General features: G+C 63.9%; 22 protein-coding genes. 5 read left to right on the forward strand and 17 right to left on the reverse strand.

The genetic code is table 11. The features are described 5' to 3' along the window. Positions 1-58: 58 nt before the first annotated feature. The 8 genes from WFP44_RS04675 to WFP44_RS04710 all read right to left on the reverse strand — a co-directional run bounded on the left by WFP44_RS04675 (position 59) and on the right by WFP44_RS04710 (position 8,017). Entirely contained in the window at positions 59-1,162 is a 1,104-nt protein-coding gene (locus tag WFP44_RS04675; protein WP_336925223.1) for a DUF2059 domain-containing protein, read from the reverse strand. Between the two features lie 64 nt (positions 1,163-1,226). Then, complete coding sequence (locus WFP44_RS04680; RefSeq protein WP_336925224.1) at positions 1,227-1,607, reverse strand: hypothetical protein; 381 nt, start codon at positions 1,605-1,607, stop codon at positions 1,227-1,229. Between the two features lie 52 nt (positions 1,608-1,659). Continuing rightward, complete coding sequence (locus WFP44_RS04685; RefSeq protein ID WP_336925225.1) at positions 1,660-1,836, reverse strand: hypothetical protein; 177 nt, start codon at positions 1,834-1,836, stop codon at positions 1,660-1,662. Positions 1,837-1,868: 32 nt separating this feature from the next. Next, positions 1,869-3,929 carry an NAD-dependent DNA ligase LigA gene (gene ligA, locus WFP44_RS04690; protein ID WP_336925226.1) on the reverse strand — a complete coding sequence of 687 codons (2,061 nt, stop codon included), beginning with the start codon at positions 3,927-3,929 and terminating at the stop codon, positions 1,869-1,871. Continuing rightward, complete coding sequence (locus WFP44_RS04695) at positions 3,929-4,435, reverse strand: hypothetical protein (RefSeq protein ID WP_336925227.1); 507 nt, start codon at positions 4,433-4,435, stop codon at positions 3,929-3,931. The genes ligA and WFP44_RS04695 overlap by 1 nt, the downstream gene beginning before the upstream one ends. Before the next feature lies 1 nt (position 4,436). Next, complete coding sequence (recN, locus tag WFP44_RS04700; protein ID WP_336925228.1) at positions 4,437-6,101, reverse strand: DNA repair protein RecN; 1,665 nt, start codon at positions 6,099-6,101, stop codon at positions 4,437-4,439. A gap of 66 nt (positions 6,102-6,167) precedes the next feature. After that, entirely contained in the window at positions 6,168-7,004 is an 837-nt protein-coding gene (locus tag WFP44_RS04705; RefSeq protein WP_336925229.1) for an outer membrane protein assembly factor BamD, read from the reverse strand. 89 nt (positions 7,005-7,093) lie between these two features. Beyond that, positions 7,094-8,017 (reverse strand): CmcJ/NvfI family oxidoreductase, encoded by a 924-nt coding sequence (locus WFP44_RS04710; protein WP_336925230.1) that lies wholly within the window; start codon positions 8,015-8,017, stop codon positions 7,094-7,096. Positions 8,018-8,153: 136 nt separating this feature from the next. On the opposite strand from WFP44_RS04710, the gene WFP44_RS04715 reads away from it, so the two are divergent. Both WFP44_RS04715 and WFP44_RS04720 read left to right on the forward strand, forming a co-directional pair. Then, a complete protein-coding gene (locus WFP44_RS04715; RefSeq protein WP_336925231.1) occupies positions 8,154-9,212 on the forward strand; it encodes a methyltransferase in 1,059 nt (352 codons plus the stop codon). A 98-nt stretch (positions 9,213-9,310) separates the two neighbouring features. Beyond that, entirely contained in the window at positions 9,311-9,502 is a 192-nt protein-coding gene (locus WFP44_RS04720; protein WP_336925232.1) for a Flp family type IVb pilin, read from the forward strand. A gap of 15 nt (positions 9,503-9,517) precedes the next feature. Here WFP44_RS04720 and lepA read toward each other — a convergent pair whose 3' ends face one another. Continuing rightward, a complete protein-coding gene (gene lepA / locus WFP44_RS04725) occupies positions 9,518-11,338 on the reverse strand; it encodes a translation elongation factor 4 (protein WP_336925233.1) in 1,821 nt (606 codons plus the stop codon). Positions 11,339-11,425: 87 nt separating this feature from the next. Beyond that, positions 11,426-14,233, reverse strand: coding sequence for an EAL domain-containing protein (locus WFP44_RS04730; RefSeq protein ID WP_336925234.1), 2,808 nt, complete (start codon positions 14,231-14,233; stop codon positions 11,426-11,428). Positions 14,234-14,387: 154 nt separating this feature from the next. Between WFP44_RS04730 and WFP44_RS04735 the strand changes: the two genes are divergently transcribed. Then, positions 14,388-15,707 carry an FAD-dependent oxidoreductase gene (locus WFP44_RS04735; protein ID WP_336925345.1) on the forward strand — a complete coding sequence of 440 codons (1,320 nt, stop codon included), beginning with the start codon at positions 14,388-14,390 and terminating at the stop codon, positions 15,705-15,707. Here WFP44_RS04735 and WFP44_RS04740 read toward each other — a convergent pair. The 5 genes from WFP44_RS04740 to WFP44_RS04760 all read right to left on the reverse strand — a co-directional run bounded on the left by WFP44_RS04740 (position 15,704) and on the right by WFP44_RS04760 (position 19,983). Beyond that, positions 15,704-16,105, reverse strand: coding sequence for a hypothetical protein (locus tag WFP44_RS04740; protein WP_336925235.1), 402 nt, complete (start codon positions 16,103-16,105; stop codon positions 15,704-15,706). The genes WFP44_RS04735 and WFP44_RS04740 overlap by 4 nt on opposite strands. Continuing rightward, the gene (dnaN, locus tag WFP44_RS04745; RefSeq protein WP_336925236.1) at positions 16,105-17,238 is read right to left on the reverse strand and encodes a DNA polymerase III subunit beta; all 1,134 of its coding nucleotides are present in this window, start codon (positions 17,236-17,238) and stop codon (positions 16,105-16,107) included. Before dnaN ends, WFP44_RS04740 begins: the two co-directional genes overlap by 1 nt. A gap of 192 nt (positions 17,239-17,430) precedes the next feature. Then, complete coding sequence (gene fabG, locus WFP44_RS04750) at positions 17,431-18,183, reverse strand: 3-oxoacyl-[acyl-carrier-protein] reductase (RefSeq protein ID WP_336925347.1); 753 nt, start codon at positions 18,181-18,183, stop codon at positions 17,431-17,433. Continuing rightward, positions 18,183-19,121 carry an ACP S-malonyltransferase gene (fabD, locus tag WFP44_RS04755; protein ID WP_336925237.1) on the reverse strand — a complete coding sequence of 313 codons (939 nt, stop codon included), beginning with the start codon at positions 19,119-19,121 and terminating at the stop codon, positions 18,183-18,185. Before fabD ends, fabG begins: the two co-directional genes overlap by 1 nt. A 49-nt stretch (positions 19,122-19,170) precedes the next feature. Next, positions 19,171-19,983 (reverse strand): LD-carboxypeptidase, encoded by an 813-nt coding sequence (locus tag WFP44_RS04760; RefSeq protein WP_336925238.1) that lies wholly within the window; start codon positions 19,981-19,983, stop codon positions 19,171-19,173. Between the two features lie 56 nt (positions 19,984-20,039). Between WFP44_RS04760 and WFP44_RS04765 the strand changes: the two genes are divergently transcribed. Together WFP44_RS04765 and WFP44_RS04770 are read left to right on the forward strand one after the other, a co-directional pair. Then, on the forward strand, positions 20,040-21,464 hold the full coding sequence (locus WFP44_RS04765) for a glutamate ligase domain-containing protein (RefSeq protein ID WP_336925348.1): 1,425 nt from the start codon (positions 20,040-20,042) through the stop codon (positions 21,462-21,464). Between the two features lie 109 nt (positions 21,465-21,573). Beyond that, positions 21,574-21,939, forward strand: a complete 366-nt coding sequence (locus WFP44_RS04770; RefSeq protein ID WP_336925239.1) for a hypothetical protein — start codon at positions 21,574-21,576, stop codon at positions 21,937-21,939. Here the strand turns inward: WFP44_RS04770 and WFP44_RS04775 are convergent. Both WFP44_RS04775 and WFP44_RS04780 read right to left on the reverse strand, forming a co-directional pair. Further along, positions 21,884-22,831: a DUF808 domain-containing protein gene (locus WFP44_RS04775; RefSeq protein ID WP_336925240.1), complete on the reverse strand. Its 948-nt coding sequence runs from the start codon at positions 22,829-22,831 to the stop codon at positions 21,884-21,886. The genes WFP44_RS04770 and WFP44_RS04775 overlap by 56 nt on opposite strands. Positions 22,832-22,861: 30 nt before the next feature. Continuing rightward, entirely contained in the window at positions 22,862-23,374 is a 513-nt protein-coding gene (locus WFP44_RS04780) for a DUF3237 domain-containing protein (protein WP_336925241.1), read from the reverse strand. Between the last annotated feature and the right edge of the window lie 118 nt (positions 23,375-23,492).

The raw sequence follows: 23,492 nt of genomic DNA on the forward strand, positions 1-23,492 counted from the left end.
GCCGGGCACCGCCTGTTGAAGGGGCGCTGCGGAGAAAGCAGCGCCCCGCGTCAGTTCCTCAGAATGTCTGCGCTAGCGAAATCGACACGCGCCAATCGCGCGGCAATTGGATGCCATTCAGGTTCTGATAAACGGGAACGGCAAATTCGGCACCCAATTGCGGGCGGCGCGCCGTGCCGGTGGGCAACAGCCAGTTCAATCCGAAGCCTGCGCTTACCACGTCGCCACCGTAATTGGCCTGAATATCCACCGGCGTGTTGTGGTTGTGCGGGCCGTTGTAATGGCCAAGGATCGCGCCTTCGTGTTCGTATTCCACACGCGCGGTCGCGCCCCACTCCGATCCAAGCAGATAGCTGAGCCAACCGGTGATCCGCGCCTTGTCACCCAGCGCGTAACCGCTCTTGTTCTCGCCATCGGTGCGCCAGCGGTAGCTTGCCTGACCGCCCCAGCCCATGCTGCCTGCCTGACCCGACACGGTAAGCGATGGCTCGATATCCCATGTCCCGCTGCCCGGCTGCATCATGTAATGGGTGAAGCTGCCGTTGGGATTGCGCAGTCCAACCTTGCCCGTGGGCACCCACACACCAATTGTGCCATGCGCACGAAAGCTGTCCGTGCGCGCCAGCCTGTAGCTGGCAGATACCAGCGTGTCGCCAAAGCCCTTCGATCCGTGCGCGTGCGTTTCGCCAAAGGGCAGACCACCATGGCCGTGGCCGCTGCCATGCCCCTCGTCATGGCCGCCACCATCGCCCATCCCGGTATTCGCCGGATCGATGCCCACCATGGTCATGCGGTGCCACATATAATGCGGCATAACCATAAGGGTAAGATTATCGGTCGGCGCGAACATCAGGTCGAGCATGACCATGTCCATTTCCATGGTGCCAACCTTGGTGTTGTAACCAGCGGCCAGCACCTGCGCATCATCAAGCGTATCAGTGCCGCGTTGGTTGAGCCCGCCGAAACGCTGACGCTCGAACCGAAGGCCCACCATGATTTCGCCGCCTTCATGCATATGGTCGTTCATCAGACCGGCGGCGGGCGTCAGCAATTGGTGCGTAACTTCGATCACGTCCTGGGAAGCGGCGGCCTCCTGCGCCACGGCGGGAGTGGCAACAAGGGTAGCAAGCGCCGGGGCGGCGCACAAAATAATGCGGTTCATTGCAAAATGGTCCTGTCAAATCTGGTTGGGTGCGCGTGCCGGATCAGGCACGCGGATGGGCAAATCAGATTTTGGCAGGCGGGCCCGTGGCAGGGGGCAGATCGTGGGCCGATACGGGCGAAAGCGCCCGTTCGCGCGTGGCATTCCACACTGCCTCGGCCACCTGGGGCAAGGCTGGGCGGGCAAGCGGATCAGGCGGAACCGAATTGTCCGCCAGATGGACAAAGGCGCAGGTCTTTTCGCCACCCTCATCGCCAGGGAGGGGCGCCTTTTCCTTCATCGGTATGGTCATCATCGCATCGCTGTTGCACAGCGTGACAACCAGATCGCCCCGACCGTCAGCCGCCACCATCGTGCCGCCCGGCAGAAGCGCACGCATCGCCAATGCGGCTGCAACCAGCAGCAGCAGCAAAGTGCCATGGCGGGATGCGCGGAATATAGTCATCGGCGCGGGCCCATACAGGTTTTGCGGAAAATATCCAGACCCGCTTTTCGGGCTAATCGCCGCTCCACGGACTTCCCGCATCGGTCGAGCCGCCGCTGACGATCACCACGCCCGCAGGCAGAAGGATCGCCAGCACCATCGCCCAGGTCGGGCCGCCCAACGCCATGCCGCCGAAATAGCCAATCGCGGCACCGGCTGCGATTCCGCCAAGAAGATGCAGGATGTTCACATCCCGCGATCTAGCAGGACATGGTTTCCAAGCTATTGCGCGGCCGCGACAATTTTCGCCCAGGCAGCCTCGTCGATCACCTCTATGCCCAGCGCGGCGGCCTGCTTCAGCTTGCTTCCGGCGCCCGGCCCGGCCACCACCAGATCGGTCTTGGCACTCACCGAACCGGCCGCCTTGGCGCCCAGCCGTTCGGCCTGCGCTTTCGCCTCGTCGCGGCTCATCGTTTCCAACTTTCCGGTAAACACCACGGTCTTGCCTGAAACCGCGCTGGCCTTGGTCTCCACCACGAATTCAGGCGGGGTCACTTCGCTGAGCAAGTCCTCCCACACTGCGACATTGTGCGGCTCGTGGAAGAAATCGCCCAGCGCGGCAACCACTGCGGGCCCGATTCCGTCGATCGAGGTGAGTTCAGCCAGCGCCTCGGCATCGCCAGCACGGGCAGCTTCTGCCGTTTGGCGCAGCGCAGGAAGGGTGCGAAACCGCTTCAGCAGATCGCGCGCAGTCACCGCGCCGACATGGCGGACGCCGAGGCCAAACAGCAGCCGCGCGGCGTCGGGGCTGCGGCGCGCCTCGATACTTGCCAACAGATTGTCCACAGACTTGTCCTGCCAGCCATCCAGCGCGAGAATATCCGCACGGCGGCGGCGCAAGCGGAAAATGTCGGCCGGGCTTTCCAGCCAACCCAGCGCGAAGAACTGCTCGATGGTCTTTTCGCCCAGCCCATCAATATCCAGCGCTGCGCGGCTGACGAAATGCTTCAGGCGTTCGGTGCGCTGCGCCGGGCAGATGAGGCCGCCGGTGCAGCGCACATCCACTTCGCCCTCCTCCGCCACCGCCTCGCTGCCACATTCGGGGCAGAGGTCGGGGAAGACATAGGCCGGACGATCGGCATCGCGGGTAAGGTTCTCCACCACTTGCGGAATCACATCGCCCGCGCGCTGGATCACCACACGGTCGCCCGGACGCACGCCCAGCCGCGCAATCTCGTCCCGGTTGTGCAGCGTGACATTGGTCACCGTGACGCCGCCCACCAGCACCGGGGCCAGCCGCCCCACCGGCGTCAACTTGCCCGTGCGGCCCACCTGAATGTCGATCTGTTCCAGCGTGGTCTCGGCCCGCTCTGCCGGGAACTTGTGCGCAATCGCCCAGCGCGGCGCCTTGGCGACAAAGCCCAGCCGCGCCTGCAAATCCAGCCGGTCAACCTTGTAGACCACGCCGTCGATATCATAGCCGAGCGAAGGCCGCGCTGCACCAATGCGGCGGTATTGCGCCAGCATATCCTCCACCCCGGCACACAGCATCAGATTGGGAGAGACAGGCACGCCCCAGCTGGCGATGGCGCGCATTACCTCCATCTGCGTGACACCGGGAACCGCGCTTGCCGCGCCCCAGCCATGCGCCAGAAATCGCAAGGGACGCTGTGCGGTGATACGCGCATCCTTTTGCCGCAAACTGCCCGCCGCCGCGTTGCGCGGGTTGGCGAACAGCTTGCCGCCGCTCGCGTCCTGGCTTGCGTTGAGCGCAGCAAATGCTTGTTTTTCCATGTATACCTCGCCGCGTATCTCGAACACGGCGGGCAGGCCCGAACCGGCCAATTGCTGCGGGATATCTGCGATATGGGCGACATTTGCGGTCACGTCCTCGCCCACCTGTCCATCGCCGCGCGTGGCCGCGCGCACCAGCCGGCCGTGCTCATACCGCAGCGAGCAGGAGAGGCCATCAATCTTGTCCTCTGCCGTAAAGGCCAGCGGCACATGGTCGGGCAAAGCCAGAAACCGCCGCACACGGGCGACAAACTCCGCCACCTCCTCATCGGCAAAGGCGTTGTCGAGGCTCATCATCCGCACCTCGTGCACCACTTTGGACAGGGGCGAGGCGGCGATCTGGTGCCCTACCTTCTGCGATGGGCTGTCGGGCCGCACCAGATGCGGAAAGGCTGCTTCTAGTTCGGCATTGCGGCGCACCAGCGCATCATATGCCGCATCGCTGATTTCGGGCGAATCCTCGGCATGATACAGCCGGTCGTGATGCGCGATGGCCTTGGCAAGCCGCATCAGTTCATTGGCGGCTTCGGCTTCAGAAATGCCGTCCATTATGGCTCGCCAAGCAACCGATCATCGCGGGTGAAATTCCAGCGCTTGCCGCCCCAATCCAGTTTGTAGCGGCTGGTGGGGGAAGTGGTCTGCCCGAACATATACTGCCCAAATCCGCTGCAACTGTTGGCCGTGGTGCAGGTGAAGCTGTGCAGGGAGAATACCATGGCCGGCTCACCCGTTTCGGCATCCTGCCAGACGCCATCGAGCAGCGCACAGCGCGAAAACGGCGCCAGCGCCGGGTAGCGCGCCATCAATTCGCGTTCCCACCCCTGTTCCAGCGCCACTTCCTCGCGCCCGTCGGTGGTGGCAATACACACGGTGGGGCGCATGGCGACATCGCTGGCGAAATAGGTGCCCAGCACGTGATCCGCCAGGGCGAGCTGCGGCATTTCGATCTCGCTATCAAGCGGCGGGAGGCGTGGAGGGCTGTCGGATGCCTCCTTGTCGGCGCTGGTGCATCCGCCAAGGGATAGAGCCACACAGGCGGCAATAAGGCGTTTCATATCACACTCCTTCCAGCAGGCGATCGGCCTGCGCGCGAGCCTCTGCGGTGATTTCCGCGCCCGACAGCATCCGCGCGATCTCCTCCTGCCGCCCGCCCGCATCGAGCAGCGCGACAGATGTGCGCGTGACGGTGCCTTCGGACGATTTGGCGATCAGGTAATGCCGGTTGCCGCGCGCGGCGACTTGCGGGCTGTGCGTCACCGCCAGCAATTGCCCGCCCGCAGCCAGCCGCGCCAGCCTTTCGCCAATCGCGCTGGCAACCGCCCCGCCAACGCCCCGGTCAATCTCGTCAAAGATGATCGTGGCCGCCCCGCCCTGTTCGGCCAGGGCCACTTTCAGCGCGAGGATGAAACGCGACAATTCCCCGCCGCTTGCAATCTTGCCCAATGGCGCAAAGTCCGCACCGGGATTGGTGGAGATGAGAAACTCCACCCCGTCCATGCCATGCGCGCCCCAGCGCTCCTCCTCCAGCAAAGCGACTGCCGTGCGGAAGCGCGCGGCATCCAGTTTCAGAGGGGCAAGTTCCGCCGCTACCGCCGCATCCAGTCGCGCCGCTGCTGCCGCGCGCAATTCGTGCAAGCGGCGCGCCTGTTCTTCATAAGCGGCGCGCGCCTGCGCAACCTTCTGCGTCAAGGCGGCAATATCCGCCTCGCCATGTTCGATCGCGTCCAGCGAAGCGCGCATTTTCAGCATGACCTGCGGCAGATCATCGACCTGGCAGCCATGCTTGCGGGCCAGTGCGCGCAGTTCGAACAGCCGCGTTTCGATCCGGTCAAGTTCAGCGGGATCGAACAGCATCGCCTCGGCCGCGGCAGCCAGTCTCTCCTCCGCTTCCCCCGCCTCGATCACGGCACGGTCCAACGCGGCGAGCGCTTCGGCCAAGAGCGGGTGCTGGTCGGCAATCCGGTCGAGCTTGCGGGCGGCCACGCGCAATTGCGCCAGTGCGCTGTCCGACCCGTCCCAGAAGGCGCGCAGATCCTCCAGTTCGCCCGAAAGCTTCTCGCCCTTCTGCATATCGGCACGCGACAGGGCGAGCACCTGCTCCTCCCCCTCTTCCGGCGCAATGGCGGTGAGTTCGGCCAGATGCGCCAGCAGCAGATCCTGCTCCGTCCTGGCAGATGCAATGGCCGCGCGCGCCTGTTCCAACGCATCCTCTGCCGCGCGCCAACCGGCATAGGCTGCGGCAACGCCGGCCGCATCGCCCCCCGCATAGCGATCGAGCAGGCTGCGGTGCCCGCGCGGATTCACAAGGCCGCGATCATCGTGCTGTCCATGCAGTTCGACCAGAGCGGGTGCAATCTCGCGCAGCAGCGCCACGCCAACAGGCTGATCGTTGATAAAGGCCTTGCTGCCGCCATCGGCCTTGAGGCTACGGCGGATGACCAGCGCTTCCCCCGGCTCAAGCGCAATTTCCGCCTCCGCAAGAGCAGCGGCGACCGTATCGGGCAAAGTGGCAAATTCAAAAGTGGCGGTAACGCCGGCGGCATCGGCCCCGGCCCGCACCAGAGCGCTGTCCGCCCGGTTGCCCAAGACCAGCCCCAGCGCGTCGAGCAGGATGGATTTGCCTGCCCCCGTCTCACCCGTCAGCACGCCAAGGCCTGGCCCGAAAGACAGGTCCAGCGCTTCGATCAGCACGATGTTCCGGATCGCAAGAGTGGTCAGCATGGCAGGCGCACAGGCTTACGGTGCCGCCCGCCGAATCGCAATCACTCCCCGCGCAAAGCCCGTGGATCAGCGGGCAGCAGCGACCGCCGGTAGCCCAACGGCGGGGCCGTGCCGCTCAATCAGCGCATAGGCGCGCGCATACCAGTCATTGCCGGGATAATTCGCCCCCAGCACGGCGGCATAACGCTGCGCTTCTTCCGGGATACCCAGCGCCAGGCTGGTTTCGGTCAGGCGATAGAGCGCTTCGGGCGCGTGGCTGGTGGTCTGGTAATTGTCGATCACGCGGCGGAACCGCAATTGCGCCGCCAGCCAATGGCCCGAACGCTCATAAGCGCGGCCGATTTCCATTTCCTTGCCCGCCAGATGGTCATTCACCAGATCGAGCTTGAGCCGGGCATCGGCAGCATATTGGCTGGTCGGATAACGGCGGATGACTTCATTGAGCGCGCGCTGGGCCTGAAGCGTAATCGCCTGATCGCGTTCCACATCGCTGATCTGCTCGTAATAGCACATGGCGATGAGGTAATAGGCATAGGGCGCGTCGCGGTTGCCGGGGTGGATCGACAGAAAGCGCGAAGCGGACTGGATGGACTGGTTGTATTGCTTGCGCGAATAATAGGCAAAGGCACTCATCAATTGCGCCCGGCGCGCCCAAGGCGAATAGGGGTGCTGACGCTCCACCTCGTCAAACAGCGCAGCGGCAATCGCGGTATCGCCGCGGTCAAGCCGTTCCTTGGCCGCGTTGTAGAGCGTTTCGACGTCGCGCGCGACATAGGCGGTTTCGGTGCCTCCGCCGCCCCGCCCCCCCATCGAGGCGCAGCCGGGCAGCGCCAGGACAGAGGCAGCCACAAGGCCAATCAACGCCGCCTTGGGCGACACGACAGAGTTCTTCGCGATCTTCATGGCCTGTGCCTATAACCAGCACACAGGTGAACGCCAAGTGAAGTCGGCTGAATGAGGGCGCTTTTCGACCGCTTTGCTGACTGCCGCTCTCATTCCCAGAATGCCACGCTGCGGCATTCAATGCTTTCGCGGATATTGCCCCTGCCATTCGCGCCGCCGTTCAGGCTGGTGTCGTGAAAGGCTGTGTGCGGGCAGCGCCATGTCACCGAATGGTCGCTGTCGTGAAACTTGAACAGCAGGGCATCGTCTGCCTCCATTCCCTGAAAATACCACCAGCGGTGGCCGGGGTGATAGCTGAAGATGGTGGCGGCCAGCTTCCGTTCCTCCCCTTCCACCGGAGCGATCAGCGCATCGCCCACCGGAAACTCGTCCACGATGAACAGCGTGTTCGATTTCTCCTCCCCGCCAAAGCTGGTGCGCCCGTCGCACAGCGCCAGCGGCACATCCTGCGGCGGGGGCGAGAAGGTGCGCCAGAAGCTGGAAATCAGGAACCGCTTGTAACCCGGCCCATCAGGAAAATGCTGGCGATAGGTCATCTCCGCCATGCGCCGCGCTGTAGGGCCGTTGATATCGACATGGACTTCGCCGGCAGTGGGCTGAATGCCGCCGCTGTGCTGGTAATTTTCCACCTTCTGCGCCGCGTGCTGCGACAGGTCGGCGCTGGTGCGCAGCATCCACCCGCGCGCTACGCATTTGTCCGCGCCCGTCAGAGCCAGGACTGCCTCTTCCACCTCGCGCTCATAGAGCGCATCAACATCGGCCTTGTCATGAAAATCGCGCACGTGGCTCGGCACTTTTGCGATCATGAAGCCGTGGGTGTCGAGCGTGAAATGATCGCGGATCGGCATTCCGTCCCGCACGATTACCGCGTGATCGGAATAGGTGCCGGTGTTGATCTCGCGCCCCTGACTGACATAGCGGCGCGTTACAAAATCGCCCTCATCGACATAGCGCAGCGTGGCGCGCACCTGGCGCGCGCCGTCCTCGATATCGCCCTTCACCCGCGTTGCCATCACCTTCTCCCGCTTACCCTGTGGCCGCCTGTCCCGCTGCGACTCTATCGCTCGTTAGAATTGTGCCACGGCCCACTGGCAAGAGGCAAGCGCGCCCGCTACACCTGAGAGCGGGAGAAACACGGGGAGAGAGCGCATGAGCGCCGCATACACCAACGCCTTGCCGCCGACATCGGACGACTGCGCCATCTGGGACATATGGCTCAGCCAGTTCCGCCTGCCGATCGTCAATGTGAATGTGGAAGTCGGCACTTTTGCCGCACTGGCCGAAGGGCCGCGCACGTGCGAGGATCTGGCAGCGCATCTTGGCGTGGATGCACGCGCGCTGGCAATGCATCTGGCCGCGCTGTGCGCGATGGGGCTTGCCGAAAAGCGGCTGGGCCATTGGCGCGCGACGCATCTGGCGCGCACCTGGTTGCACCCCGATGGCGAAGGCTATTGGGGCTATTTCTACCGCCAGATCGACCGCAATACGCATTTGCAGGGCCAGCTGCTCGAATCGCTGCGCACGGGCCGCCGTCCGGGCGAGGCAATGGAGGGCGACAGCGCGTTTGTTGCCCGTCCCGCCGAATGGGAACGCGGCACGATGAGCGCGGAGGCCGCGCATGGCATTGCCGCCTTCATGCACGCGCACAGCCAGGCGCCGGCGCTGGGCGCGGCGGCGCAGCCGGTGTTCTCAACCCTCAAATGCCTGATGGATGTGGGCTGCGGATCGGGCGTTTACGGCATCGAGATTGCCCGCGCCAATCCGGGCCTGCCGGTGATCTTGATGGACCTTGCCGAGATGGCGGCGGAGGCGCAAGGCTATGTCAACCGCGCCGGCCTGGGCGATCAGGTGCGCACCGCCGGCGTGAATATGTTCACCGAAGAATGGCCGCGCGAGGCCGACGGGCACTTCTTCTCCAATGTGTTTCACGACTGGTCGGACGAAACCTGTCGCCTGCTCGCCCGCCGCAGTTTCGAGGCGCTGCCCAGCGGTGGGCGCATTTTCCTCAACGAAATCCTGATGGATGACGAGGGTACCGGCCCCTTCCCCGCCGCCGCATTCAGCCTGCTGATGCTCATCGGCACGCTGGGAAAGCAATATTCGCTGGCTGAGTTCCGCGACATTTTGGAAAGCGCCGGCTTCACCCACGTGACGGCCGAGCGCACCGGGGGCGGATATTACTCGCTGGTCAGCGCGGTGAAGCCGTGAGGGCCGAGCGGGCTTAGGCGGCAATACCTAACCCCGCACTAGCGCCGCGGGAACGATCGGATGGCACAACCTTCGGCATAAGACTTGGGGATTTGCCGATGACGATACGCCGCCTGATCGCACAGGCCGGCCGCCTTCACGCACACGAAGGCGGCGCAACGGCCGTGGAATATGCTCTAATCGCGGCGCTGCTGGCGGTCCTTGCCGTGGGTGCCTTTGTGACTTTGGGCAACCAGGTCGACAGCAGCTTCAACCAGATTGAAACAAGCATGGAGAATGCCGGGAACTGACCTGGCGCGGCTCCGCTATTCCTCACCCATGCGCAGGGCGGCAATGAAGGCTTCCTGCGGGATGCTGACATTGCCGTATTCGCGCATCCGCGCCTTGCCCTTCTTCTGCTTTTCCAGCAGCTTCTTCTTGCGCGTGATGTCGCCGCCATAGCATTTGGCAGTCACATCCTTGCGCAGCGCCGCAATCGTTTCACGTGCGATCACCTTGCCCCCAATCGCCGCCTGAATCGGAATCTTGAACAGATGGCGCGGGATCAGATCCTTCAATCGCTCGCACATACCGCGCCCGCGTTCTTCGGCCACATTGCGGTGCACGATCATCGAAAGAGCGTCGACCGGTTCGTTATTGACGAGGATATTCATCTTGACCAGATCGCCTTCGCGCAGGCCAATCTGCTCGTAATCGAAGCTGGCATAGCCGCGGCTTATCGATTTAAGCCGGTCGTAGAAATCGAACACCACTTCGTTCAGCGGCAATTCGTAAGTCACCTGTGCGCGCCCGCCGACATAGGTGAGGTCGGTCTGGATACCGCGCCGATCCTGGCACAGCTTGAGAATAGATCCGAGATATTCGTCCGGCGTATAAATCGTCGCCTTGATCCATGGCTCCTCGATCACCTCGATCCGGTTGGGGTCGGGATAGTCGGCCGGATTATGCAGATATATTTCGCGCGCGTCATCGGTGCGGCTGGCGGACAACTGGATGCGGTAAACCACGGATGGCGCAGTGGTAATCAGATCGAGATCATATTCGCGGCTGAGGCGTTCCTGGATGATTTCCAGATGCAGCAGGCCAAGGAAACCGCAGCGGAAGCCAAAGCCCAGGGCCGCGCTCGATTCCATTTCATAGCTGAAGCTGGCATCGTTCAACCGCAGCTTGGCGATGCTTTCGCGCAGTTTCTCAAAATCGGCCGCGTCCACCGGAAACAGCCCGCAGAACACCACCGGCTGCACTTCCTTGTAGCCGGGAAGCGCCTCTGTCGCGCCGTTCTTGACCGTGGTGATGGTGTCGCCCACGCGGGCCTGCTCCACCTCCTTGATCTGCGCGGTGATGAAGCCGATTTCGCCGGGGCCGATTTCGGGCAAATCGGTGCGCTTGGGGGTGAAACAGCCTACACGGTCGACCAGATGTTCGGTGCCGCCCTGCATGAACTTGACGTTCAGCCCCTTCCTGATGACGCCGTCGAGCACGCGCACCAGAATGACCACGCCCAGATAGGGATCGTACCAGCTGTCCACCAGCATTCCCCGGAGCGGCGCGTCGCGGTCGCCCTTGGGCGCAGGGATACGGGCGACGACGGCTTCCAGCACATCCTCGATCCCGATGCCCGATTTGGCGCTGGTCAGCACCGCGTTGGACGCATCGAGGCCGATAATGTCCTCGATCTCGGCCTTCACCTTTTCGGGTTCGGCGGCGGGCAGGTCGATCTTGTTGATGACCGGCACGATCTCGTGGTCATGCTCGATCGACTGATAGACATTGGCGAGCGTCTGCGCTTCCACGCCCTGCGCTGCGTCCACCACCAGCAGCGCGCCTTCGCAGGCGGCCAGGCTGCGGCTGACTTCATAGGCGAAGTCGACATGGCCCGGCGTGTCCATGAGGTTGAGCTCGTAGGTCTTGCCGTCCTTGGCCGTGTAATTCAGGCGCACCGTCTGCGCCTTGATGGTGATGCCGCGTTCGCGCTCGATATCCATGTTGTCGAGCACCTGCTCGCTCATCTCGCGCGCAGTCAGGCCGCCGGTGAACTGGATCAGCCGGTCGGCCAGCGTCGACTTGCCGTGGTCGATATGCGCGATGATCGAGAAATTGCGGATCAGGGAAAGGTCAGTGGACATGGGGCTGCCCTCTAGCGGGCATCAGGGCCGCTGTCAGCAGGGTTCAAAGGCCAGAGCCAGGCGTGCTGCCAATTCGCACGGTCGCCGCTAACCGCGACGCCCCGCCTGCGCGGGATAGCGCAAGGGATAATCAGGCTCGGGTGGCAAAGCCGCAGAGCCAGGCGGCGAAGCATTCGGGATGCCCGCCTGCCGCGCAGGCGCGGCGCCCTGCATCGCCAGCAACTGTCCCGACCCGTCCCGCTGGAGCGGATTGGCAAACTCCACGCCGATCCGGTCATCCTTGGCCCAGCGCACGGTGCAGCTTACAAAGAATGTCTGCGAAATCTGCAAGCGGAAGATCGTGCCCACCGGCACGTGCCACACACCTTCGATCATTGCGCCTGTGGTGGAGATATTGCGGATGGTGCCGTCATAGCGGTTCTTGCCATGCTCCAGCACCACCTTGCGCAGCATGGTCTGGCGCGGCGCGCGCGCGGATCGCGGCCCCTTCGCCTCGGCCTGCAAGCCCTGTTTCAGGCGCGCAAGTGTCGCTTCCTTGGTCAGCGGGCGCTCGTAGATATAGCCCTGCACATGGCTGCACCCGTGGCGACGCACCAGTTCCAGCTCGTCCATCGTCTCCACGCCTTCGGCGGTGGTTTCCATGCCCAGCGCCTTGGCGAGACTGGTAATCGAGGCAATGATCGCACCATTGCGGCTACCCGGCTGCGTGGCGCCGTGCACAAAGCTCTGGTCGATCTTGATCTTGTCGAACGGCGCCTTCTTCAGATAGCCGAGCGAGGAATAGCCGGTGCCAAAATCATCGAGCGCCAGACGCACACCGATGCGTTTGAGCGCCTTGAACATTGCCTCGGTGCCCTCATCATCGGACAGGAACACGCTTTCGGTGATTTCCAGTTCCAGCTGATCGGGCCGGATCCCGGCACGCGCAATCGCCTGCGTGACCACGGCGGGAAGTTGTGGGCTGGAGAATTGCAGCGGCGACACATTCACCGCCACGCGCACTTCCGGCGGCATACAGGCCAGATCCATGCAAGCGGTACGCAGCGCCCATTCGCCCAGTTGGGTTATCAGCCCGGCATCCTCCGCCGTGCCGATGAAGCGATCAGGCGGGATCCATCCCTTGACCGGATGCTGCCAGCGCAACAGCGCTTCAAAGCCGGTAATCTGCTCGTTCTCCATCGACACCACCGGCTGATAGAACAGCTCCATATCGCCTTTGGTGATGGCATCGCGCAGGTCTTCCTCCAATTGCGCCCGCGCCTCCGCCTCGGCGTGCAGGTCGTTGGAATAGAAGTGATAGCGCCCGCGCCCGCCATCCTTGGCAGCATACAGCGCCAGATCGGCATTGCGCACCAGATCGTCGGCCTTTTCGCCATCCTGCGGGGCGATCGCCACGCCGATCGAGGCCCCAATGATCACGCGCTGCCCCTCAATCGCATAGGGCTGCGAGAGCGAATTGATCACCTCGCGCGCCAGATCGGCAAGCATCTGGGTTTCGTGACGGCCGGGGATGACCACCTTGAACTCGTCTCCGCCCAGGCGGCCCACCTGCCCCATCTTGCCGATTGTGCGTTCCAGCCGCTGCGCCACCTGCTTCAGCAGCGCATCGCCCGCCGGGTGGCCCATCGTATCGTTCACGTGCTTGAACCGGTCGAGATCGAGCAGGAAGATGGCGCAGGCGCGGCCCGCTTCGTGCGGCGAGGTCAGGAACTTTTCCAGCACCAGCGAGATGCGGAAACGGTTGGCCAGCCCGGTGAGCGAATCGAAATTGGCAAGGCGCGACACCTCCTCCTGGCTGCGCTTGCGTTCAGTGAGGTCGGTGCCCGCGCCGCGAAAGCCGATGAAATTGTTGAAGCTGTCATAGATCGGGCGTCCGCTGATCGACCACCAACGCTCGTCGCCGTCCACCGCCGCGCGCACCGCCAGTTCCTTGAACGCCGAACGGGTGGAAAGGTGGAACATCAGCGTCCGCTCGCTCGCTTCATTCGAATTGGCGAGATTGAACAAGGCGACCAACGGGCGGCCGATTAGGTCGCCGGCCTTGGTGCCCAGAATGCGCGCCACGGCATCGGATACATAGGTGATCTGCGCACGGCGGTCGGTTTCCCAGAACCAGCCCTGCCCGCCTTCCTCGTAATCGGAGAGAATATCCCGCGCGCGGTTTTGCGCCCGTTCCTGCGCGGCGCGGCGACGGTCCTCGCGCTCTTGCATGGCCACCTGCTCGCGCCCGGCAAAGGCCACCACGGCAAGACCCGCAGCAAGTCCTGCAAGCACTTGCGGCGTCAGGTGGGACAGGCAGAAACCAAACCACAGCAGCCATTGTCCCGCCATGAGAAGGGCTGGCTGTCGCCGCAGATAGACGGCCGCCAAGGCGCCGGTCGTCGCCAAGGCACAAACGGCAATTTCCCAAACCAGCCCAGCAATCGCGACAAAGCCGCCCATGCCAAGTCCGAACAGGAACAATGGCACCACCGGAAGGGCAAAACTCGCGCTGCGCCCCAGCAATTCCTTGCTGCGGATGTTGTCCGATAGCCCCAAAATACCGTGCAGCCGGGCCGACAGCGCGACCAGCCCCAGCGCGGCCAGCAGCGCCGCCGATCCCATCGCGCCGGGCCAACTCAATGTGAACAGGATCGCGGTTGCCACCGATGCGCCCATCACCACGATCATCGCCCAGCCATAACCGGCAGAGGGCGTTTCCACGGGCTCGGGCTCGTCCAGCGGCGCAAAGGCGCGATCGGGAGCGGGCTGGCGGCGCGCACCGTTGCGGCGTTCATTCGGCGCGCCCTGTATGCCGGGCGTTGGCGTCTGAGCCGGCACCCGCGCGGCGGGCACGCCATCCGGGGCGCGCAAAGGCGCGCCTTCCAGGCGTCGGTGGGATGATGGCCCGCTCATGGCAATGGAATGCCCGCTGCGCGCTTGAAAATCGGTTAACTTCTGCCCGCTTTTCGACGACTTTCCACGCCGCTGCATCTTGGCTTGAGCGGCGCACGTTCTGCTCTACTATCCGCTGGCGCCTTCAGGCGGGAAAGAGAGCAGGCACATGGCCATGCGGCATATCGCGATCATCGGTTCAGGCCCGGCCGGATATTACACCGCCGAAGCGGCGCAAAAGGCATTTGGCGAAGATGTGCGCGTCGATATTTTCGATTGCCTGCCCGTGCCTTATGGCCTCATCCGCACCGGCGTTGCACCCGATCACCAATCCATCAAGGGCGTGGCGCGCCGGTATGAACAGGTCGCGCTGACCGACAATGTCCGCTTTGTCGGCAATGTGACCGTGGGGCGCGACATTTCCGTGGCCGAATTGCAGGGCCTGTATGATGCGGTTGTGCTGGCGACCGGCGCACCGAAAGACCGCCCGCTGGATATTCCCGGCTCAGATTTGGTTAACGTTTTTGGCAGTGCGGCCTTTGTCGGCTGGTATAACGGCCACCCGCAATTCGCATCGCTCGATCCCGACCTGTCGGGCAGGACCGCGGTGGTGATCGGCATGGGCAATGTCGCGCTTGATGTTGCGCGCATCCTCGCCAAGACCGAAGCTGAGTTTGCCGGCAGCGATATCGTGGCGCACGCGCTGGGCGCGCTGCGCGCCTCGCGCATCGAACGGATTGTGCTGCTGGGCCGGCGCGGGCCGCACCAGATCATGATGACGCCCAAGGAGCTGGGCGAACTGGGCCAGCTTGAACGCGCCGCCCCGCATGTACAGCGCGGCGACCTGCCGCCCGAAGCCGAGGATGCGATCCTAGAGCCGGGCCTGCGCAAGAGCGTTGCCGTGCTGCGCCAGTTTGCCGCAATCCCCGAAGATATCCGCGCCGAAAAGCCCGTGGCCATCGAATTTGCGTTCTGCGCACAACCCGTTGAGTTATTGGGCGAGGATGGCCACGTCACCGGAGTGGTGATCGAGGAAACGGAGGTGGTCAAAGGCAAGGCCGTGCCGACCGGGAGGCGTGGCACGCTGGCCGCCGATCTTGTCGTCTCGTGCATCGGATACCGCAGTGTGCCCATTCCCGGCGTGCCGTTCGAGGAACGCGAGGGCCGCTTTGCCAATGATGAAGGGCGCATCCTTCCCGGTCTCTATTGTGTGGGCTGGGCCCGGCGCGGGCCCTCGGGCACGATCGGCACAAACCGGCCCGATGGCTATGGCGTAGTTGAAAAGATCGCCGAGGACATGACCGCTGGCCAATTAGGACATGGCGGAAAGCAGGGCCGCGAAGGCTTTGATGCCTTTGCAAAAGATCGCGCGATCGACATCGTCACCTTCCGCGACTGGAAGAAGATCGAGGAAGCCGAGAAGAAGGCCGCACGCGAAGGCGCCCCGCGCGAAAAGTTCGTTGATGTCGAAGCGATGATCAGGGCCAGAACCTAACGGCTGGAGCCCTGCGCACTCAATCTTTCAAGCACCGCGCCCCAGGCGACCATGCGCTCACCATAGCCGGTCATGTGATCGGCGCACCGCTGGGTCACACCTTCCATGTCGGCAGCCAAGGCGTTGCCCGCCGCCATGTTGTCGCCAATGGCGATGCTGCGGCCCGTCTTGCCTTCGTAGACGCCGACGAAATAGTTGACCGCAAACAGCAGCGCCTGCGCCGTCTCCTGATCGTCAGCCAATTCGGTGCTGAGGAACGAGGCCCAGATGGCGCATTGCCGCGCATCTTCTGCCGTGATCGTCACGCGCTCCTGCTCGCGGGCCTGCGCGAACACGGGAGAGGCCGTAACAGTCATCAGGGGCAGCACAAGAGCCGCGAGGGCGAGCACGCGGCGCATCAGACGCGCATCGGCATGAGGACATAGAGCGCCGGGCTCTTTTCGTCCTTGCGGATCAGCGTGGGCGCGCCGGCATCGGCCAAATGCAGTTCCACCGTGTCGCTGTCGATCTGCTGGAGGATGTCCTTGAGGTATCCGGCGTTGAAGCCGATTTCCATCGGTTCGCTGCGGTAATCGGCGGCCAGTTCCTCCGCCGCATTGCCGTTATCCGGGCTGGTGACCGAGAGCGTCACCTTGTCGGCTTCCAACGCCATTTTCACCGCGCGGGTCTTTTCGGTGGCAATGGTGGCCACGCGGTCAACGCCGGCAAAGAAGCTCTTGGGATCGAGCTTGAGCAGCTTGTCGTTTGCGGTGGGGATCACGCGGCTGTAATCCGGGAACGTGCCGTCGATCAGCTTGCTGGTCAGCACCACGCCGCCCGCCCCGCCCAGCGTGAAGCGGATTTTCGAGGGTGAGAGGTCGATCTGAACCGCGCTGTCGAGGGATTCCTCCAGCAGCTTGCGGATTTCGTTCACCGCTTTGCGCGGCACAATCACGTCGGGCATCCCCTCCGCACCTTCGGGCCGGGGAATCGTGAACCGCGCGAGGCGGTGCCCATCGGTGGCGGCGGCCTTCAGAACCGGGCCGCCCATCCCGTCTTCCGCCACATGGAGGAAAATGCCGTTGAGATAATAGCGGGTTTCCTCGGTCGAAATGGCAAATTTAGTGCGGTCGATCAGTTCGGCCAGCGTTGCGGCAGGGATCGTGAAGCGGGTGGGAAGGTCGCCTTCCACGATCACCGGGAAATCGTCGCGCGGCAAAGTGGGCAATTGGTAGCGGGTGCGCCCGGCTTTCACCACCATGCGGTTATCCGCCGTTTCGAGGCTCACCTGACTGCCATCGGGCAGCTTGCGCGCAATGTCGAACAGCAGGTGGGCTGAAACGGTGATCGCGCCCGCGCTGTCCACGCTGGCCGCATCAAGGCTTTCAACAACTTGCAGATCAAGGTCGGTCGCCATGATCTTCACCAGACCGTCGCCCGATGCCTCGATCAGCACATTCGACAGGATCGGGATCGTGTTGCGCCGTTCCACGACCGACTGGACATGGGACAGGCAGCGCAGCAGCTTCGCGCGTTCGATGGTGGCCTTCATCGCGTTTACAAACCCCTCTTGATGCCCATTCGTGACACGAACGGGCCGGAATCGCCCGCAGGCGCCGGAAACTTCACGCTCAGTCTTAACCGGGGCACCCCAAGGGGCAAGGATTCACTCGCAATTCCTGCCGGCACGGACGGATTCCTTGGGGATAAAGGCAGGGAAAAAACCGGCGCCCTGTGCCTCCGGTCAGGAAAGCATGGCCATGCCGCCGTTCACGTGCAGAGTCTGCCCGGTAATGTAGCTTGCCTCCCTGCTGGCGAGGAAAGCCACCGCCGCACCGATATCAGCGCCTTCGCCCATGCGGCCCATCGGGATGCGGGCGTTAAGCGCCTCCTTCTGCGCATCGGGCAGCACATCGGTCATCGGTGTGCGGATGAAGCCGGGCGCCACGCAATTGGCGGTAATGCCGCGGCTGGCGACTTCCTGCGCAAGGCTCTTGGTCATGCCGGTAATGCCCGCCTTGGCCGCGCAGTAATTCATCTGCCCCGGATTGCCCGTGGTGCCCACGATGCTGGTGATGGTGATGATGCGGCCGAAACGCGCCTTCATCATCGGCCGCGTCACCGCGCGCATCAGGCGGAATGTGCTTTCGAGGTTGATGCGGATCACCGCGTCCCATTCCTCGTCCTTCATGCGCATGGCGAGGTTGTCGCGCGTGATGCCCGCATTGTTGACGAGGATATCCAGCCCGCCCAGCGTATCGAGCGCGGCGGGCACCAGTTCCTCGACCTGGGTGGTGTCGGACAGGTCACAGGTGATTTCCACATGATCGCCGCCGAAATCCGCGATCAGCTCCTCCCGAAAGGCGCGCAGCTTAGCTGCGTTGGAGCCCGAAAGTGCCAGCCGCGCGCCCTGCGATGCCAGAGCGCGGGCAATCGCCGAACCGATCCCGCCAGCAGCGCCAGTGACAAGGGCATTCATTCCGGTCAGGTTGAACATCATCCAATCTCCTTTGCCAGCGCCTCGATATCGGCCATGGTCACTATGCTGTCCTGCGTGCTGTCGGGCACGATCTTGCGGATCATCGGGCCAACCACCTTACCGCCCAGTTCGACGAAGCGGGTAATGCCCGCATCGCCCATCACCGCCATGCTTTCGCGCCAGCGCACGCGGCCGGTCACCTGTTGCACCAGCAAGTCCTGCTCGGTCGCAGGATCGGTCACCACTGCGGCAGTGACATTGGCATAGACCGGCAGCAGCAAAGATTGCACCGGGCAGGCGGCCAGCGCTTTTGCCATCGCATCGGCAGCAGGCTGCATCAGGCTGCAATGGAAGGGCGCCGACACCGGCAGGATGACCCCGCGCTTGATGCCGAAATCCTTGACCATGGCAACAGCCCGCTCGATCGCGCCGATATGGCCGGAGAGGACAACCTGCCCCGGATCATTGTCATTGGCGACCTCGCACACCTCTCCGCGCGCCGCCGCCTCGGCCAGCTTCTGCGCGGTGTCGATATCCGCACCCAGCAGCGCGCACATCCCGCCCACGCCCACCGGCACCGCCGCCTGCATTGCCTGCCCGCGAATTTTCAGCAGCCGCGCGCAATCGGCAAGGCTGAAGCCGCCCACAGCGGCCAGCGCCGAATATTCGCCCAGACTGTGCCCGGCCACCGTTTCGCCCTTTTGGGTCAGCGACACGCCGAATTCCCGCTCCATCACGCGCACAATCGCCAGCGAGTGCGCCATAATGGCAGGCTGCGCGTTTTCGGTCAGCGTCAGCGCGTCCTCCGGCCCCTCGGCCATGATGGCGGAGAGCTTCTGGCCCAGCGCGTCGTCCACTTCCTGAAACACTTCGCGGGCGTGCGGACTGGCGCCAGCAAGCTCCACGCCCATGCCGACCTTCTGGCTGCCCTGCCCCGGAAACACGAAAGCGATCATCTGGCCACATCCTCCTCAATTGCCCCCGCGCCTATGGCGATGCGCGCTTTCAGGCAAGACCGAAGGGGACAATCCTGTTGGCAGCATCGTGCCCGATATCCGCGCGGCCCAGATAGGGTATGCCGCGGCGCTGGCACCAGAAACGGGCGATTTCCTCCGCGTCCGCGCCAAAGGGGCGGTCATTTTCCGGCACATCGGATACCCGCCCCAGCCGCAGGCCCGCCACGCCTTGCAAATGCTGCGTCACATGGAAGAACAGGCGGTCCACGGCATAAAGATGCTCGGCCACTTCCTCCACCAGCACCACATGATCGGCCAGATCGGGCATGAATTCGGTGCCCACCAGCATGGCCAGCGTCATCAGGTTGAAGGCCACCGCCGGGCGATGGTCCAGCCCGCCCTCGATCCCCTGTCGGTTGCCCGAAAACCAATCCAGCACGCGGCGTACCGCATCCTCTCCCCCATCGCGGCGGATATCGCCCGCCAGCGGCCCGTGCACCGGATGGCCGATGCCATTGCGATACAATGCGCCAAGCAGCGTGCCGCAATCGGAATAGCCCAGATAGGTCTTGCCGCCTGCCGCGTCACGCAGGCCCGCAATGGCGGCAGCCGCTATGCGGTTGGAACCGTATCCGCCCATGGCAAACCACACGCCGTCCACCGCCGGATCGTTCGCCACCTCCAGAAACGCCGCCAGCCGCACCTCGTCCGGCCCGGCAAAGTGGCCGTGTTCGAGGAAGCATTGCGGGTGAAAGACAAGGTCGATGCCGGGATATTCGCGCTGCGCCAGCGCCAGCACGGCATCGGCCCGCTCGCGCAGCAGCGGCTTTCCGGGGCAGACAAGGGCAATGCGGGTTTTCACGACGCCTTCTCTAACATCCGCTTCACAAAGTGCCACTGCCGCAATAGGCAGGGATGATGACCGCCAATCCCGACGCGACGCTGCTGGCCCACCCCTTCTTCTTCTGCGGAATCGGAGGTTCGGGGATGCTGCCGCTGGCGATGATCGCGCACGGCATGGGGGCGCAGGTTGCGGGATCGGATCGCAGCCGCGACCAGGGCCGCACACCGGAAAAGTTCGCCTGGCTGGAAGCGCAAGGCATCGCGCTGTTCCCGCAGGATGGCAGCGGGATCACCTCGCCCGATCAGGTGCTCGTTGCCAGCGCCGCGATCGAAGATTCCGTGCCCGAAGTGGCGCGTGCGCGCGAATTGGGCTGCGCCCGGATGACGCGGGCCGAACTCCTCAGCCGCCTGTTCAACGCCGCACCCCATTCCATCGCGGTGGGCGGCACCAGCGGCAAGAGCACGGTGACCGGCATGATCGGCTGGATCATGGATCAGGCGGAGCGCGACCCCACGATCATGAACGGCGCGGTGATGAAGAACTTCGTCACGCCGGATGCGCCCTTTGCCAGTGCACGGGTGGGCTATCACGGCACTTTCGTGGCGGAAGTGGATGAAAGCGACGGATCCATCGACCTCTATAATCCGTCTGTCGCGGTGCTGCTCAATGTCAGCCTCGACCACAAAAGCATCGAGGAACTGCGCCGCCTGTTCGGCAATTTCGTGGCCCGCGCAGGGATTGCCGTGGTCAATCTGGATGACGAGGATGCCCGCTTTCTGGGCGAACGGGCGAAGAAGCGCCTCACATTTGCCATCGATCATCCCAAGGCCGATCTGGGAATAGAGCCGGGCACGATCGTGCAGGATGATCGCAGCGTCCGCGCCATCATGGTGGACCGGCGCACCGACACCGCCCATGCGCTGCGCGTGCCTCTGCCGGGCCGCCACAACCTTGCCAATGCGCTGGCCGCTATTGCGGGGGCCGTGGCCGCCGGGGTCGATGTGCACGAAGCCGCCATTGCGCTGTCGGGTTTCAAGGGACTGGCGCGGCGCTTCGACATTGTCGGCACCAGTGCGAACGGCATCACCGTGATCGATGATTTCGGCCATAATCCCGAAAAATGCCGCGCCACGCTGCGCACGCTGAAAAGCCGGCCGGGCCGGGTGATCGCCTTCTTCCAGCCGCATGGATACGGCCCTTTGCGCCAGATGGGTCACGAACTGGCGCGAACCTTTGCTGGCGAACTGGGGCCGGATGATGTGACCATCATGTGCGACCCGGTCTATTTTGGCGGCACGGTGGATCGCAGCGAGGGAACGGAGCGGATCATCCGCCTGATCCGCGATGCCGGCGGCCAGGCCGAGTATCTCGCCTCGCGTGAGGATTGCGGCAAGCACATTGTGCAGATGGCGCAGGCAGGCGACCGGATCGTGGTGATGGGCGCACGCGACGATACGTTGAGCGAATTTGCAAAAAGCATCCTCTCCCGCCTCCCCTGAGGCTGCCCATCCGACCCCTTCCGGGCCGTTAACCCTGCTCCTTCGCCCTGCCTTCAGTCCCGCGCTGCCATTCTGCAAGCGTAATCCGATCAAGCGGCAAGGAACAGTGATGGCCAAGACATACCGTCCCGCAGGCGTGGGGATGCTCCCGGCGGTGGCAGGGACTTATGTGCTCAGCGCCTATTTTGATGGCGAGACGGTGGATCTGGTGCGCGCCAATGTGCTGGGCTGGCAGGTCACTTCCGAACGCAGCCTTGTGCCGCTGCTGATTGACCCGCAGGCCTGCGACGCCGAGCCGTGGTATGTGCAGCACCCCGATGGCCGCGTGGAAGCCAGCGACGGGCGCTGCTGGAACGCCATGCGCGACTGGCTGGCGCAGGAGCGCGAAAGGCAGCGCAGCGCGCTCGCCCCGCGCCCGATCAGTGGCTCTGATGCGCCCCCACCTTCAGAACCTTATGCAACAGCAGCACAATGATCGCGCCCAACAGCAGGCCGAACAGCGCGGACAAGCCTGCATAGGTCATCCAGCCCAGCACCGGCCCGATTGATCCCGTCGCCGCTTCCACGCCGTGCTGGATTTCGTGCGCGAGATGCGGCAGCGCGCCCACACCCAGTTCCTCCATCCCGTGCAGCACGATCCCGCCGCCTACCCACAGCATTGCGACCGTGCCCACCACCGACAGCATGACCAGCACGCGCGGCATGGCAAGCAGCAGCGCACGTCCGGTCTTGCGCGCCAGCAGCGAAGGCTTGCGCGCCAGATGCAGCCCCGCATCGTCCATCTTCACCAGCAGGCCGACTGCGCCATAGACCACCACCGTAATCACAATGCCCACCACCGCCAGCACGCCGGCGCGCGTCACCAGGCTTTCCGCCGCCACTTCGGACAAGGTAATCGCCATGATTTCCGCCGACAGGATCAGATCAGTGCGGATTGCACCCGAAATGCGCGCCTTCTCGAAGGCGGCCACATCCTCGATGGCATCCTCCAGCGTTGCCCCGTGCTTTTCGCCGCCCAGCTTCTCGATCACCTTTTCCGCGCCTTCATAGGCAAGGAACAGCCCGCCCAGCATCAGGATCGGGATGATCGCCTGTGGCAGAAACTCGCTCAGCACCAGTGCGCCGGGTAGTAGCAGCACCAGCTTGTTGAACAGGCTGCCGCGCGCGATGCTTGCCACGATCGGCAATTCCCGGTCAGGCGTGAAGCCGGTGACATAGGACGGCGTGACGGCTGCATCGTCGATCACCACGCCCGCCGCTTTCGTGCCCGCCTTGCTGGCAGCAAGGCCGATATCGTCAGCCGAAGCTGCCGCTGCGCGCGCGATCAGCGAAATGTCGTCAAGCAGCGCGACAAGGCCGGATGGCATCGTTTATCCTCTTATATGGGGATCGAAAGGTCAGTTGGCCCGGTAAACCGTGATTATGACATGGGGTTCTGTAACTGACGGGTCAAAACCCAGCGTGCCGATATAGCCGCCCTGCCCCAGCCATTCATAGCGTCCGCGCGGTGCCTCGAACACCGGACTGGTGCGCGCGGGCCGCGGCGTGCCGTCCTCTGCCGGGCGGCACAAAGCGCCCGAATTGACCACATTGATCACCACCCCGTCATCGGTGCGCAGGAAATAATCCGCGATGATCTGCGTGCAGCCATCGGGCCGGTCGAGCTGCCAGTCCCACCCCATCGGCAGGATCTCGCCGCGCATATTCGGCCCTTCGAATGTGCCCCCGGTGATGGGGATGATGCGGCGCATACCGAGGGCAGTTTCGCCCACCGGGATCATCTGCCCCAGCTTGACAACCGAGCGGTAGAGCAGTTCCAGCCCCGGTTCTGCAGCGGGGAGCGGCGCGTCCTGCGCGGCGGCGGCGACCGGGACAAAGATCCCAAGGACGGCAGCAAGCAGACGTTTCATTGCACAGATTCCCCTCTCCGATTGCCGCTCTGCCTAGCCGCACTTGCATTGCTCCGCAATTCGTCTAAGAGCGCCGCTTCCGCAGGGGCCGACGGGCCTTTGCGGAAACCGAAGAAAG

The sequence above is a fragment of the Alteraurantiacibacter palmitatis genome (genome assembly GCF_037154115.1).
In the GTDB taxonomy this organism is placed as follows: Bacteria; Pseudomonadota; Alphaproteobacteria; order Sphingomonadales; family Sphingomonadaceae; genus Alteraurantiacibacter; species Alteraurantiacibacter palmitatis.

Excerpts from the sequence above, each read along its gene's own strand:
- WFP44_RS04675 (WP_336925223.1), bottom strand. The coding sequence starts at position 1,162 with ATGAACCGCATTATTTTGTGCGCCGCCCCGGCGCTTGCTACCCTTGTT.
- WFP44_RS04680 (WP_336925224.1), bottom strand. The coding sequence starts at position 1,607 with ATGACTATATTCCGCGCATCCCGCCATGGCACTTTGCTGCTGCTGCTG.
- ligA (WP_336925226.1), bottom strand. The coding sequence starts at position 3,929 with ATGGACGGCATTTCTGAAGCCGAAGCCGCCAATGAACTGATGCGGCTT.
- WFP44_RS04695 (WP_336925227.1), bottom strand. The coding sequence starts at position 4,435 with ATGAAACGCCTTATTGCCGCCTGTGTGGCTCTATCCCTTGGCGGATGC.
- recN (WP_336925228.1), bottom strand. The coding sequence starts at position 6,101 with ATGCTGACCACTCTTGCGATCCGGAACATCGTGCTGATCGAAGCGCTG.
- WFP44_RS04705 (WP_336925229.1), bottom strand. The coding sequence starts at position 7,004 with ATGAAGATCGCGAAGAACTCTGTCGTGTCGCCCAAGGCGGCGTTGATT.
- WFP44_RS04710 (WP_336925230.1), bottom strand. The coding sequence starts at position 8,017 with ATGGCAACGCGGGTGAAGGGCGATATCGAGGACGGCGCGCGCCAGGTG.
- WFP44_RS04715 (WP_336925231.1), top strand. The coding sequence starts at position 8,154 with ATGAGCGCCGCATACACCAACGCCTTGCCGCCGACATCGGACGACTGC.
- WFP44_RS04720 (WP_336925232.1), top strand. The coding sequence starts at position 9,311 with ATGACGATACGCCGCCTGATCGCACAGGCCGGCCGCCTTCACGCACAC.
- lepA (WP_336925233.1), bottom strand. The coding sequence starts at position 11,338 with ATGTCCACTGACCTTTCCCTGATCCGCAATTTCTCGATCATCGCGCAT.
- WFP44_RS04730 (WP_336925234.1), bottom strand. The coding sequence starts at position 14,233 with ATGAGCGGGCCATCATCCCACCGACGCCTGGAAGGCGCGCCTTTGCGC.
- WFP44_RS04735 (WP_336925345.1), top strand. The coding sequence starts at position 14,388 with ATGCGGCATATCGCGATCATCGGTTCAGGCCCGGCCGGATATTACACC.
- WFP44_RS04740 (WP_336925235.1), bottom strand. The coding sequence starts at position 16,105 with ATGCGCCGCGTGCTCGCCCTCGCGGCTCTTGTGCTGCCCCTGATGACT.
- dnaN (WP_336925236.1), bottom strand. The coding sequence starts at position 17,238 with ATGAAGGCCACCATCGAACGCGCGAAGCTGCTGCGCTGCCTGTCCCAT.
- fabG (WP_336925347.1), bottom strand. The coding sequence starts at position 18,183 with ATGTTCAACCTGACCGGAATGAATGCCCTTGTCACTGGCGCTGCTGGC.
- fabD (WP_336925237.1), bottom strand. The coding sequence starts at position 19,121 with ATGATCGCTTTCGTGTTTCCGGGGCAGGGCAGCCAGAAGGTCGGCATG.
- WFP44_RS04765 (WP_336925348.1), top strand. The coding sequence starts at position 20,040 with ATGACCGCCAATCCCGACGCGACGCTGCTGGCCCACCCCTTCTTCTTC.
- WFP44_RS04770 (WP_336925239.1), top strand. The coding sequence starts at position 21,574 with ATGGCCAAGACATACCGTCCCGCAGGCGTGGGGATGCTCCCGGCGGTG.
- WFP44_RS04775 (WP_336925240.1), bottom strand. The coding sequence starts at position 22,831 with ATGCCATCCGGCCTTGTCGCGCTGCTTGACGACATTTCGCTGATCGCG.
- WFP44_RS04780 (WP_336925241.1), bottom strand. The coding sequence starts at position 23,374 with ATGAAACGTCTGCTTGCTGCCGTCCTTGGGATCTTTGTCCCGGTCGCC.